Annotated in this window: 15 protein-coding genes and 1 pseudogene; 6 read left to right on the forward strand and 10 right to left on the reverse strand. The window is 59.8% G+C overall.

The genetic code is table 11. The annotated features are described in order from the left end of the window. Nucleotides 1-76: 76 nt before the first annotated feature. From DFS28_RS26530 to DFS28_RS26540, 3 genes are all read right to left on the reverse strand, one after another. Nucleotides 77-316 carry a DUF2789 domain-containing protein gene (locus tag DFS28_RS26530; protein WP_033057641.1) on the reverse strand — a complete coding sequence of 80 codons (240 nt, stop codon included), beginning with the start codon at nucleotides 314-316 and terminating at the stop codon, nucleotides 77-79. 131 nt (nucleotides 317-447) lie between these two features. Next, nucleotides 448-678 carry a hypothetical protein gene (locus DFS28_RS26535; RefSeq protein WP_008151675.1) on the reverse strand — a complete coding sequence of 77 codons (231 nt, stop codon included), beginning with the start codon at nucleotides 676-678 and terminating at the stop codon, nucleotides 448-450. Between the two features lie 158 nt (nucleotides 679-836). Further along, nucleotides 837-1085, reverse strand: a complete 249-nt coding sequence (locus tag DFS28_RS26540; RefSeq protein ID WP_111452117.1) for a hypothetical protein — start codon at nucleotides 1083-1085, stop codon at nucleotides 837-839. 411 nt (nucleotides 1086-1496) lie between these two features. On the opposite strand from DFS28_RS26540, the gene DFS28_RS26545 reads away from it, so the two are divergent. The 4 genes from DFS28_RS26545 (at nucleotide 1497) to DFS28_RS26560 (ending at nucleotide 3869) form a co-directional block, all read left to right on the forward strand. Continuing rightward, on the forward strand, nucleotides 1497-1967 hold the full coding sequence (locus DFS28_RS26545) for a hypothetical protein (protein WP_076031578.1): 471 nt from the start codon (nucleotides 1497-1499) through the stop codon (nucleotides 1965-1967). After that, nucleotides 1967-2170 carry a hypothetical protein gene (locus DFS28_RS26550; protein WP_111452118.1) on the forward strand — a complete coding sequence of 68 codons (204 nt, stop codon included), beginning with the start codon at nucleotides 1967-1969 and terminating at the stop codon, nucleotides 2168-2170. The genes DFS28_RS26545 and DFS28_RS26550 overlap by 1 nt, the downstream gene beginning before the upstream one ends. A gap of 115 nt (nucleotides 2171-2285) precedes the next feature. Continuing rightward, nucleotides 2286-3302 carry an ABC transporter substrate-binding protein gene (locus tag DFS28_RS26555; RefSeq protein WP_111452119.1) on the forward strand — a complete coding sequence of 339 codons (1017 nt, stop codon included), beginning with the start codon at nucleotides 2286-2288 and terminating at the stop codon, nucleotides 3300-3302. A 129-nt stretch (nucleotides 3303-3431) separates the two neighbouring features. Next, nucleotides 3432-3869 carry a DUF3995 domain-containing protein gene (locus DFS28_RS26560; protein ID WP_111452120.1) on the forward strand — a complete coding sequence of 146 codons (438 nt, stop codon included), beginning with the start codon at nucleotides 3432-3434 and terminating at the stop codon, nucleotides 3867-3869. A 142-nt stretch (nucleotides 3870-4011) separates the two neighbouring features. Here DFS28_RS26560 and DFS28_RS26565 read toward each other — a convergent pair whose 3' ends face one another. From DFS28_RS26565 to DFS28_RS26595, 7 genes and pseudogenes are all read right to left on the reverse strand, one after another. Beyond that, nucleotides 4012-4374, reverse strand: coding sequence for a Na+/H+ antiporter subunit G (locus DFS28_RS26565; protein WP_111452121.1), 363 nt, complete (start codon nucleotides 4372-4374; stop codon nucleotides 4012-4014). Next, on the reverse strand, nucleotides 4371-4649 hold the full coding sequence (locus DFS28_RS26570; RefSeq protein WP_111452122.1) for a K+/H+ antiporter subunit F: 279 nt from the start codon (nucleotides 4647-4649) through the stop codon (nucleotides 4371-4373). The genes DFS28_RS26565 and DFS28_RS26570 overlap by 4 nt, the downstream gene beginning before the upstream one ends. Next, a complete protein-coding gene (locus DFS28_RS26575; protein ID WP_111452123.1) occupies nucleotides 4646-5134 on the reverse strand; it encodes a Na+/H+ antiporter subunit E in 489 nt (162 codons plus the stop codon). The genes DFS28_RS26570 and DFS28_RS26575 overlap by 4 nt, the downstream gene beginning before the upstream one ends. Beyond that, nucleotides 5131-6813 (reverse strand): monovalent cation/H+ antiporter subunit D, encoded by a 1683-nt coding sequence (locus DFS28_RS26580; RefSeq protein ID WP_111452124.1) that lies wholly within the window; start codon nucleotides 6811-6813, stop codon nucleotides 5131-5133. Before DFS28_RS26580 ends, DFS28_RS26575 begins: the two co-directional genes overlap by 4 nt. Continuing rightward, nucleotides 6810-7154: a Na+/H+ antiporter subunit C gene (locus tag DFS28_RS26585; protein ID WP_007935994.1), complete on the reverse strand. Its 345-nt coding sequence runs from the start codon at nucleotides 7152-7154 to the stop codon at nucleotides 6810-6812. Before DFS28_RS26585 ends, DFS28_RS26580 begins: the two co-directional genes overlap by 4 nt. After that, nucleotides 7154-10072: a monovalent cation/H+ antiporter subunit A gene (locus tag DFS28_RS26590; protein WP_111452125.1), complete on the reverse strand. Its 2919-nt coding sequence runs from the start codon at nucleotides 10070-10072 to the stop codon at nucleotides 7154-7156. The genes DFS28_RS26585 and DFS28_RS26590 overlap by 1 nt, the downstream gene beginning before the upstream one ends. Nucleotides 10073-10316: 244 nt before the next feature. Next, nucleotides 10317-11343, reverse strand: a pseudogene (locus DFS28_RS26595) (DMT family transporter). Between DFS28_RS26595 and DFS28_RS26600 the strand changes: the two are divergent. Together DFS28_RS26600 and DFS28_RS26605 are read left to right on the forward strand one after the other, a co-directional pair. Next, a complete protein-coding gene (locus DFS28_RS26600) occupies nucleotides 11338-11901 on the forward strand; it encodes a helix-turn-helix domain-containing protein (protein ID WP_111452128.1) in 564 nt (187 codons plus the stop codon). The pseudogene DFS28_RS26595 and the gene DFS28_RS26600 overlap by 6 nt on opposite strands. 156 nt (nucleotides 11902-12057) lie before the next feature. Continuing rightward, nucleotides 12058-12393 (forward strand): hypothetical protein, encoded by a 336-nt coding sequence (locus DFS28_RS26605; protein WP_111452129.1) that lies wholly within the window; start codon nucleotides 12058-12060, stop codon nucleotides 12391-12393. Nucleotides 12394-12424: the final 31 nt, after the last annotated feature.

Genomic DNA, 12424 nt, shown 5'->3' on the forward strand with positions numbered 1-12424 from the left:
AACATGGGCCTGCTACGCAGTCCAACGGGGATAAATCCCCTCGCCACAGGTTTTTCGTTGACTCAAGATATGTGGGCTAGTGGATCTGATGCATTCGCAGGTTCAGGTCGTCGACCACCCGCGCCCAATCCGCGTCTTCACGCAATTGTTCTTTCAGGAAGCCGGCTTGCTGCGGGGTCCAGAACTCGGCATCGATGAGTTTCTTGTCATCGGCCAGGGGTGAATGGCTGGCAATGAAATCGTCGATGGCCTTCTCGCTGGAGTCCAGGCCGAGTTGGTCGAACAAACCTTTCAAGTCGTGTGTCGGTGAATCCATGTTCATCTCCTTGCGAGTCGCGTCGAGTGCGAGATCTGAGGGGCGGCTTCAATACATCTGAGAGAGCCGCGCTTCAGGAGTTCGATGGCAATGTTCAAAAGCAGAGGTGAGCATAGACTGCAAACCGACTATCAGGCTTTCAATGCCCCTTCATCGACGGCAACCTTCAGCGCCTTGGCGGCGTCCTGGGCGGCAACGGCGGCGACGTCCGAGGTCTTGAACCAGCGATCCTTCTCGACCTGGTGATAGGTCACGGTGGTCAGCGGTGGTTTGGCGCGCATGATAATGACTGCCTGGAATTCGCCTTCGACTTCTCTGGCTTCGCCCCGGATAAAAAATTCACCGATATCAAATTCCGTCACGTAGCCGCCTTCCCTTGAAAATATTCTGATGTTTTGAACGCCGCCCGCCCTGTGGACGGGTTTCATTGGTCGGGCAGTATGGCAGTAGTTGCATGCTGGCGGCTGAGTTAAGTCGCCGGCATGACGAAGCGTCTATGGAAATGAACGTGGCGGAACCGTCAATCGCGTAACTCGAGCGAGCGCGCAAGAGCACAGGCTTCGTTATGATTGCCGCGGAAACCTCTGACGCGACCGGTGGAAGTTTCCTTGATATGAAAAAAGGCATTGCCGGCCAGAATGACCTGAAAGCGTGGCCGGGCGGGCTCTTCAGGGTAGTATTCATGCGGTTGAAACATCCCGGGGGGCAGTGTTGTCGAGCTGTTCGTGTTAGGCGCCTGAGGGTGAGCAAAATGTGTCAGCGTGCACATATGAAGTCCTTTTCGTTGTTTTACCGACGTGCGTACGTGGTTTTGGGTAGTCTCGATGAGCATCGCTGCTCTAGAATCACCGTCAGTGTTTGGCGATCGATGTTCATCTAAAGCAATTTTTTGCTGGCGATATGTCGGAAAAGTGCTTTTGTTAAAGAGATTTTTCCCTAAAGTTGGTAGTCCCGTTTTTCTGGCCGTCGGAAGGGCTTTTTCCTTCAACCTCTGACGAACGCCAGGCAAGACGACGTGAGTGCTGTTCCAGTAGTCTTCTCAAGCCTCGCGATGGATGAGCCCTCTGCTCGTTTCAGGATTTCAACCCGGGTCTTTTTGCGACACCTTCGGCATTGCCGCTTTTTTCTGCTGTGCGCTGTTTTAGCGTGCAGCATCATTTTCATATGTGGGGATGTTTCCTTGGCAGTAAGTAATCTCGATATGCATGCTTTGTTCGTGCTGGGTGATTTGCGCGCAAAGCTGGTTAAACAGTTCCAGTCACGTTTTGTTTACATCACCGAACAGAACGCTGAAGGCATTTATATTGCCGAGATCGACACCGAAGAGGCGCTGGTGGTTGATGACAAACCGGGGCTTAAACTCAAGGTCGGCGATCATTTCAGCGCCTCTGTATTGCCCAGTCGCGAAGGCGGCAAGCTGGACATCAAGTTCCGTGAAATCAAACTGACGGTGTACGGCCTGGGTGATTACGCGTTCGTCACCACCGCTGATGGCCACGGGATTGTGTTCAAGGAAGGTCATGGCGTGGTGATGGTGTTCGCCGCTCACCAGCAGTTGCAGGAAGGCCTGACCAAAACCCTGAAGGCCGTGACGGCCAAGGCGGCCAAGTGGCGCAAAGGGGAACTGGTCACCTTCAAGGCCAGCGAGTAATGACCCTGACCCGCGCCGACTTCCACGAACAGAACCAGGCCAGTGCGCAAGCCGAAGCCCAGCGGATGTTCGACCAGAAGGCTATTTTGCAAGGTGCATGGCTGGGTTGGGTGGCGTCACAGATCTATACGTTGCGTCCGGCGGAGTACGCCAGCATGGTACGAAGAGCGTTGGCGCACTTGCAGGAACTTTCCGAAAATTGATTGACCTCCCTCGAAAGCAGGAACCTCTACTACAGTCAGTGGACTGAGTATTCAGAGGCTTTGCGGTCTTCTGCCAAGCCATCCTATTGCTGTGAACAGCACGAGGTGCAAAAGCATGAACGGATTTCGACGGTTGCTGGCCGCTACCCTGGCCACTTTCGGATTGTTGGCTTCACCCGTTCCGGTGTTCGCTGCCCAGGCGCCGATCCACTTCGCCGACTTGAACTGGGAAAGCGGCAGCCTGATCACCGATATCCTGCGGATCATCGTCGAGAAGGGCTACGGGCTGCCGACCGATACCTTGCCGGGGACGACCATCACCCTGGAGACCGCGCTGGCCAACAATGACATTCAGGTGATTGGCGAAGAATGGGCCGGTCGCAGTCCGGTCTGGGTCAAGGCGGAGGCAGAAGGCAAAGTCGCGAGTCTCGGCGATACGGTCAAGGGCGCCACCGAAGGCTGGTGGGTACCCGAATATGTGATCAAAGGCGACCCGGCGAAAGGCATCAAGCCGCTGGCGCCGGGCCTGCGCAGTGTCAGCGACCTGCCGAAATACAAAGGCGTGTTCAGCGATCCGGAAACCCCGGGCAAGGGGCGCTTCCTCAACAGCCCGATCGGCTGGACGTCGGAAGTGGTCAACAAACAGAAACTCAAGGCGTATGGGCTGGACGACAGCTATGTGAATTTCCGCAGCGGTTCAGGGGCAGCACTGGATGCGGAGATCAGTTCTTCGATTCGACGCGGCAAACCGGTGCTGTTCTATTACTGGTCGCCAACACCTTTGCTCGGCCGCTTCAAACTGATTCAGCTCGAAGAGCCGCCGTTCGACGCCGATGCCTGGAAAACCCTGACCGACGCCGACAACCCGAATCCGAAACCGACGCGCTCACTGCCCTCGAAGCTGTCCGTCGGCGTGTCCACGCCATTCCAGAAACAGTATCCGCAGATTGCCGAGTTCTTCACCAAGGTCGACTTGCCCATCGATCCACTGAACAAGGCGCTGGCCGAGATGAGCGAAAAACACACTCCGCCACGGCAGGCGGCGCAGGCGTTCATGAAGGCGCACCCGGAAGTGTGGCAGGCCTGGGTGCCCAAGGATGTGGCCGACAAGGTGTCTGCAGAATTGAAGTAAAAAGTGGGCCATGGCGGAACAAAGTCAGCGAACAGTGCTGGTGGCCGTCCGCCATTGCTGACGAATACCCTTACAAAATCGTGCAAGTAAGTTCATCCTGCTGCGACATTTCACGCTGGAAGTCCGAACATGAGCCTATTGATCGCGCAATGGATGGCTGCCATCTTCCTGTTGATCAGCCTGATCCACCTGTACTGGGCGGCAGGTGGCAAGTTGGGTAGCGAGGCGGCGGTCCCGCGAATATCCGCAGAGGGCGGCGGGGAATCCAGGCCGGCCTTCAAGCCTTCAGGCTTTGCCACGTTGCTGGTGGCGGTCGGGTTGCTGCTGATTGCGATGCTGGTGTGCTTGCGGGTCGGGCTGTATCTGCCGACGGTGCAGCACTGGTCGCTGCAATGGGTGATCAGCGCCATTGCGATGCTGATGTTCGCCAGGGCGATCGGCGATTCGCATCTGATGGGATTCTTCAAGCAGGTGAAGGATTCGAAGTTTGCCCGGCTCGACACCTGGGCGTATTCGCCGTTGTGTGTGGTGTTGGGGGCGGGGTTGTTGGCAGTCGCCTGGATTTGAGTCAACCGGACTATCGCCTTCGCGAGCAAGCCCGCTCCCACATTTGATCTCCGTCGGACACAATTCTGTGTTCACTGAAAATCTACTGTGGGAGCGGGCTCGCTCGCGAAGAGGCCCTTACAATCAATACAAATCTGCGAACTTAACTCCCGCTCTCCGTGCGCCGACTGCTCACCTCAGCCGGCACATCGTCCCCCGCCATACGCTTGCGAAACAGCGCCGCCCGCGCCAGCAGCAACGTGGTCACCGGCACCGTAATCGACAACAGAATCGGAATCAGCCAGGCATGCAGCACCGGCCCGGATTTGAGTGCCGAAAAGTAAATGATCGAGGCCAGCGCCACGCACCAGGCGCCCAAGGTCGATGCCAGCGCCGGCGGGTGCATGCGCTGGAAGTAGTCCTTCATCCGCACCAGGCCAATGGCGCCGATCAGCGCAAACAGACTGCTGAACACCAGCAGGATCGCCACCGGGATTTCAACCCACAGAGACAGTTCAGCGCTCATTCGATCACCTCGCCACGCAGCAGGAATTTCGCCAGGGCAAACGAGCCGACGAAGCCGAACAGCGCAATCAGCAGCGCCGCCTCGAAGTAAGTGTCACTGGCATAACGAATGCCCAGCGCCAGCATCATCAGCATCGCGATGATGTACAGGTAGTCCAGCGCCAGAACCCGGTCCTGGGCCGACGGTCCCTTGAACAGCCGGATCAGGGTCAGAATCATCGCCAGCGAAAAGATGAACAGGCTCACCAGGATTGCGTTCGACAGCAAGGCGCTCATTCGAAGATCTCCATCAAGGGACGCTCGTAGGTCGCCTTGAAGTGCTGGATGAACAGCGCTTCGTTATCCAGATCGAAGACGTGCAGCAACAAAATGCTGCGGTCCAGCGCCAGTTCCGACCACACGGTGCCGGGAATCACCGTGCAGATCATCGACAGCGCCGCCAGGCCGTTGGCGTCGCGCAAGTCCAGCGGCACCTTGATGAACTGCGAGCGCGGTGGACGGCGACCGGCGTTGAGCACGCCCCAGGCCACGGCGAGGTTGGACACCACCACATCGCGACCGACCAGAAAGAACAAACGCACAATCACCCCCGGCCGACGAATGCGGATCGGCAGCGGTCGCAGCTTGCGCATCATCAACGGCGCACAGAACCCCAGCACTGCGCCCAGCAGCAGATTGCCGGGACTCATCGACAGGTTCAACACCAGCCACAGCAACCACAGGGCCAGCGACAACCACGGAGCAGGAAACAGACGCTTCATGGTGTGACCTCCGCTACCGCGGCTTTGGCTTCCGGGCTTGGAATCGTACGGGTGCCGAGCACCGCCATCACGTATTGCTGCGGATTGTTCAAGGCTTGAGCGGCCGCCTGGGTGTAGCGCAGCAGCGGTTCAGCCTTGAAGGTCAGCGCAATGCTCAAGCCCAACAGCGCAATGATCGGCACGCATTCGAAACGTCGCAGCAACGGCGACGGCCGTTCCTCGGGCGTCCAGAAACGCTGGATGCCCAAGCGCGAGAAGGCGATCAACGACGCCAGCCCGGAGAGGATCAGCAACGCCAGCAAGCCCCACGCAGCATTTGAAATCGGCTCATCGCCGCCATTGCCCAGGCCCAACGGATTGAGCAGGGCGCTGAGCAAGCCGAGTTTGCCCATGAATCCCGAGAGCGGCGGCATGCCGATGATCAACAGCGAGCAGGCAATGAAGCTCAACCCGAGGAACGCCATGGTCCAGGGAATCACCTGGCCGACCACGGCTTTCTGCTCGTCATCGAGGTTGATGCCTTTGGGCGGCTGCAAGGATTCCATCGGTCGCGGCAGATCGCCGTCATCGAAAAGCGGCATTTCATTGGCCGAACGCGAACGCTCGATCAACTCGGCCAACAGGAACAACGCGCTCAACGCCAGGGTCGAGCTGACCAGGTAGAACAGCGCCGCGCCGATCAGGTTGGGCTGGGCGAAACCGATGGCCGACAGCAGAATCCCGGCGGACACCAGAATGCTCAGGCTGGCCAGGCGCTCCAGTCGTTGTGCGGCGAGAATCGCCACGGCGGCGCAGACGATGGTCGCCATGCCGCCGTAGATCAGCCAGTCGCCGCCAAAGTACGCCGACGCGCCAGCCTGACCAGAGAACAGCAGGGTCCACAGACGTAGCAAGGTGTAGACGCCGACCTTGGTCATGATCGCGAACATTGCCGCCACCGGTGCGCTGGCTGCGGAGTAGGCCGGCACCAGCCAGAAGTTCAGCGGCCACATCCCGGCCTTGGCCAGGAACGCCACGGCCAGAATCCCCGCGCCGGCATGCAGCAGGCCGCGATCGGCTTCCGGCACCAGCGGAATTTTCAGCGCCAGGTCGGCCATGTTCAGGGTGCCGGTGACGCCGTAGATCAACGCCGCGCCGATCAAAAACAGCGACGAGGCCAGCAGGTTGATCGAGATGTAATGCAGCCCCGATGACACCCGCGACCGACCCGAACCGTGGAGCATCAGGCCATAAGAGGCCGCCAGCAACACTTCAAAAAACACAAACAGGTTGAACAGGTCCGCCGTCAGGAATGCGCCGTACAGGCCCATCATCTGAATCTGGAACAGCGCGTGGAAACTCGAACCGGCGCCGTCCCAACGGGCCATGGCGAACAGCAAGGCGCTGACGCCGATGATCCCGGTCAGCACCAGCATCAGCGCCGAGAGTCGATCGACCACCAGCACGATACCGAACGGCACCTGCCAGTTGCCCGGCAAGTACACGCCGATGGAGCCGGGGACGCCCGTCTCCTGAGTCCATTGCAGCAACAGCACGGCAATGCCCAGCCCCACCAGGCTGGAAAACAGGTTGATCTTGGCCTTCAGCGGACGGTGTTTCTCCCCCAGCATCAGCATCATGGCGGCGGTCAGCAGCGGCAGCAGAATCGGTGCAGCGATCAAATGCGGCATCAGATTCATTCTTTAGGCTCCCGGCCATCCACATGGTCGGTACCGGTCAGGCCCCGGGAAGCCAGCAGCACCACCAGAAACAACGCAGTCATGGCGAAACTGATCACGATGGCGGTCAATACCAGCGCTTGCGGCAGCGGGTCGGTGTAGTGCAACAGGTCCTGAGGCACGCCGTCCTTGATGTTCGGTTCCTTGCCGATGAACAGACTGCCCATGCTGAAGATGAACAGGTTGACGCCGTAGGACAGCAGGCACAGGCCCATCACCACCTGAAACGTCCGTGGCCGCAGGATCAGCCAGACGCCGGACGCGGCCAGCACGCCGATGGCGATTGCGATGACTTCTTCCATCAGACGGTTCCTTGCATGGCGACGGATCGAGGCAGGGCAGCGGTCTTGTGACCCCGTACCGATTGGTGGGCGAGGGCGGTGAGAATCAACAGGGTCGAACCGACCACCACGGCGTACACGCCAATGTCGAAGAACAGCGCACTGGCGATGTGAATGTCACCGAACACCGGCAGTCCGAAATGCCAGGTGTGGGTGGTCAGGAACGGATAACCGACGGCCATCGCCCCGAGCCCGGTGACCGTGGCAAACAGCAGGCCCGTGCCCATCCAGCGCAACGGTCGCAGGCTCATTTGCGCTTCGACCCACTGGGTGCCGGCGACCATGTATTGCAGGATGAACGCCACCGACATCACCAGACCCGCGACAAAGCCGCCGCCCGGCTGATTGTGGCCGCGCATGAACAGGTAGACCGACACCACGAACGCGATCGGCAGCAGCAGGCGCACCAGCACCGCCGGCACCATCATGAAACCGAGTGCGGTGTCGCTGGCGTGACGCGGGTTGACCAGGTCGGTGACCACGTCCGGTGCCAGCAGACGCTGCTGGGCGGGCAACTGCAGGCTTTCTTTTGGCGGGCGGAAGCGTCGCAGCAGGGCAAACACGGTCAGCGCCACGGCCACCAGCACGGTAATTTCACCGAGGGTATCGAAGCCGCGGAAGTCCACCAGCATCACGTTGACCACGTTGCTGCCGCCGCCTTCGGGCAGGGCACGGCTGAGGTAGAACGAGGAAATATCATTCGGCGTCTGACGCGTCAGCATCGCGTAGGCCAGCAACGCCATGCCGCCACCGACCACGGTCGACAACAGCAAGTCGCGGATACGGCGGATGCGCGCCTTGCGCAGGGTGCTCGGCAACGGTGACACCTCTTCGATCCGTCGAGGTAGCCAGCGCAGCCCGAGGAGGATCAACACCGTGGTCACCACTTCCACGGCCAATTGCGTTAGCGCCAGGTCCGGCGCCGAGAACCAGACGAAGGTGATGCAGGTCATCAGGCCGCAGACGCTGACCATGGTCAGGGCCGCGAGCCGGTGATACTTGGCCTGCCATGCCGCGCCGAGGGCGCAGGCAATCGCCAGCAGCCAGAGGGTCACGAACACGATCGAACCCGGAATCTTCGGCCGGTCGCCCCAGCTCAGGCTGCTGTGGAGCATCGGGATCAACCCGGCCAATACGGCCGCGAGCACCACCAGGAACAATTGGGTTTGCAGGCGCTTGGTGCTGATCCGTCGCTCGAAACGACGGGCCAGGCGCATCATGATCACCAGGCTGCGTTCGAACAGGCGCTTGCCGTTGAACCGGCCAATGATCGGCGGGTGCTTGAAACGCCCGTGTTTGAGCTGATTGCGCAACAGCAGATAAAGCACGATGCCGCAGGACATGGCGATCAGGCTCATGATCATCGGCGCGTTCCAGCCATGCCAGATCGCCAGGCTGTATTCGGGCAAGGTGCCGCCTACCACCGGCAGGGCAGCCGCGGCCAGCAACGGACCGACCACCTGCGCCGGGAAAATCCCCACGACCAGGCAGGCGAACACCAACAACTCCACCGGCGCGCGCATCCAGCGTGGCGGCTCGTGTGGGGTGTGTGGCAAGTCGGTGGCGGTCGGGCCGAAGAACACGTCGACGGTAAAGCGCAGCGAGTAGGCGACGCTGAAGGTTCCCGCGATGGTCGCGACGATCGGCAGCGTCATCTCGATCCAGGCTGTGGCATTGATGAACACGGTTTCGGCGAAGAACATCTCTTTGGAGAGGAAACCGTTGAGCAGCGGGACACCGGCCATGGAAGCGCTGGCGACCATGGCCAGGGTGGCGGTGAACGGGATCAGCTTGACCAGGCCGCTGAGCTTGCGAATGTCCCGGGTGCCGCTTTCATGGTCGATGATCCCGGCGGCCATGAACAGCGAGGCCTTGAAGGTCGCATGGTTGAGAATGTGGAACACCGCGGCCACAGCGGCCAGCGGACTGTTCAGGCCCAGCAGCAAGGTGATCAGACCGAGGTGGCTGATGGTCGAGTAGGCCAGCAAACCTTTGAGGTCGTTCTGGAACATCGCGCAGTACGCGCCGAGCAACAGGGTGCAGGCACCGGCGCCGCTGACGATGTAGAACCATTGTTCACTGCCGGACAGCGACGGCCACAGTCGTGCGAGGAGAAACACCCCGGCCTTGACCATGGTCGCCGAGTGCAGATAGGCCGAAACCGGTGTCGGCGCCGCCATGGCGTGGGGCAGCCAGAAGTGGAAGGGGAATTGCGCGCTTTTGCTCAGGGCGCCGATCAGGATCAGGGGCAGCAGAATAGGGTAGAGGGCGTGTGCGCGAATCAGGTCGCCGGCGGCCAGGACCTTGTCCAGGTCATAGCTGCCGACCACATGGCCGAGCAGCATGACCCCCGCCAGCAGACACAAACCGCCTGCGCCGGTGACCATCAGCGCCATGTAAGCACCGCGTCGCGCATCGGCGCGGTGGTGCCAGTAGCCGATCAACAGGAATGAAAAGAGGCTGGTCAGCTCCCAGAAAAACACGATCTGGATCAGGTTGCCGGAGATCACCAGCCCGAGCATGGCGCCCATGAACGCCAGGAAAAACGCGAAGAACCGCGGCACCGGATCGTCCGGCGACATGTAGTAGCGGGCGTACAACGAAACCAGCGTGCCGATGCCCAGGACCAGCATCGAGAACAGCCAGGCGAACCCGTCCATGCGCAGGACGAAGTTCAGGCCCAGGCTGGGCAACCAGAAAAACTCTTCGCGGATCACGCCGCCATCGGCGATTTGCGGGTACAGCAGGGCGACCTGGACGGTGCCTATCAAGGCAACCAGGCCCGCCAACAAAGATTCGGTGTTACGCGCGTTGTGCGGCAGCAAGGCTGCCAGACAGCTGCCGATAAAAGGCAGAAGCAGTAGAACTATCAAGGACATAGGCTTCTAATCTGCGGAAGTTTGTGAAGCATCATACGTGCCAGCTCCCGGATCACCAAACGCCAAGCTGTCTCAGAATCCTACAAGGTAGACGGAAAAAACCTGATTCACATTGTTTCAAAGTTCTGTATGCCGCAGGTCTGGCCCCTTCGCGAGCAAGCCCGCTCCCACAGGGATTGCGCTAACCCTGTGGGAGCGGGCTTGCTCGCGAAGGCTATCTATCAGGCGCCACACATATTGCGGTTTAACCCTGTGTTTCCCGCTCCAACTCTTCCTCAGCCGCCGCATTTTTCCCCTTGGTCTTCAACTCACTGACAATCACCGCCGCCACAATCAATCCCGCACCCACCAGCGCAATCGCCGGCAACCGCTCCCCGGCAATCCTTCCGACAATCCCGGCCCACACCGGCTCACCGGCATAGATCAGCGTCGCCCGGGTCGGCGAAACGCTCTTCTGCGCCCAGTTCATCGCCACTTGAATCGCCGCACTGGCCGCGCCCAAGCCCAACGCGCTGCATAACAGCAGCCAGGAGAAGTCCGGAATCCTTTCCTGAGTCGGCACCACCATCAAAAACGCCAGCACCGAGGTGACCGCCAATTGCACCACTGTCACCCGTCGCACATCGACCTGGCCGGCATAGGTGCTGATCAGAATGATCTCCGCCGCAATCGCCACGGCGCTGATCAACGTGGCGATTTCGCCAGGGCTGAAATTGAACGAGGCACCAGCCGGTCCCGACAGCAACATCAACCCGGTAAACGCCAACATGATCCCGACGCTCGGCATCAACCCCGGACGCCGCCCCAGCACCAGCCATTGCAGCAGCGGCACGAAGGGTACGTACAACGCGGTAATAAACGCCGACTGACTACTTGGAATGCTCTGTAACCCGACGGTCTGCAATCCATAACCGAGCATGATCGCCACGCCGATAAAGGCCCCGGCCTTCAATTCGAACAGGGTCAGATCACGCAGGTGTCGCCAGGAAAACAGCGCAACAATGATCGCCGCCGCGGCAAAGCGCAGGCCAACGAAGAACATCGGCCCGCTGACGGTCGTCGCATGTTGCACCAGCAAGAAGGTGCCGCCCCAGACCATGGTGATCAGCACCAGCACGCACTCGGCCTTGCTGAACCGCGAGAAACGGGAGGAAGTGTGAGGGGTATTCACCGACGTCATGAGCTTGCGCGCTACCTGAAGGGGGACGCACAATGCGCCGAATGTTGCGCAGTATACTGCCCAACCCCACCGAGTGAGCAATATAGTGCACAAAGATTCCACGCCGCGGGCTTCGGTCCTCCAGCACGTCAGCCAGAACGTTCGACGCTTGCGCCACGCCGCCGACATGAGCCAGGCGACGCTGGCGGAAAAATCCGGCGTCAGCCGCCGGATGTTGGTGGCCATCGAGGCCGGCGAGAAGAATGTCAGCCTGACCACCCTCGACCGCGTGGCCGAAGCGCTCGACGTCGCATTCAGCGACCTGATCCAGGCCCCGGATGCCCGCGACCCGAGCCGCATCAACGAAGTGGCCTGGGCCGGGAAGATTCCTGGCAGCAAAGCCGTCTTATTGTCCAAAGCCACCGCCACCCGTGAAGTGGAACAATGGGAATGGTGCCTGCAGCCGGGGGAAATTTACCCGTCGCAACCGGATGCTGAGGGTTGGAGTGAGCAGATCTACGTGTTCGAAGGCTGCCTGACGCTGATGCTGGGTGATACACCCCATGAGATCGCTGCCGGCGAGTTCTACATGTTCGCCAGCAACCAACCCCACGCCTATCGCAACGATGGGGTGGTGGCGGCGCGGTTTGTGCGGAATGTGGTGATTTAGTCCTGATACCACTGGTCGGAAACGGTGTGGTACCTGTTATTTCTGACAGTAGACGTTGGCTGTGAGTCGGTTTTAGATGAAGTGCGAGACGATACCGCCCAAATGAGCCCATCGATTGATGGGCTATTTACAATGTCTACTGAAAGGATTCTTACAATGACAGACGTAAACGCAGCACCACTTAGCATCAAAGAAGCGAAAGACGGGGCAATCAAACTGACGGACGTCCCGACTGAAGGCGCAACGGCCCTTATTCCCGAGCCCTTGGCTCACACGCCGAGAGACCTTATCGACATTTATATCTCGGGTCAGGCAGTCGTGGTGAGACAACCCGTGGGGGAGTTGGTCGGCGGTTTCTTTGAAGTACGGGTGCCAAAAACGGCGTTGCTGGATCACACAGGTCCGAAGAGGGAATTCAAATACGTATGCTATTACGGCGGTGCAAATCCTGGGTTTGGTGACCCAATTGTCTATGACATCCTCCATTCCTGATTGAGTTGCTTAAAGAGAATGCCCAACTTCC

The sequence above is a fragment of the Pseudomonas sp. 478 genome (assembly GCF_003254125.1).
Lineage (GTDB): Bacteria > Pseudomonadota > Gammaproteobacteria > Pseudomonadales > Pseudomonadaceae > Aquipseudomonas.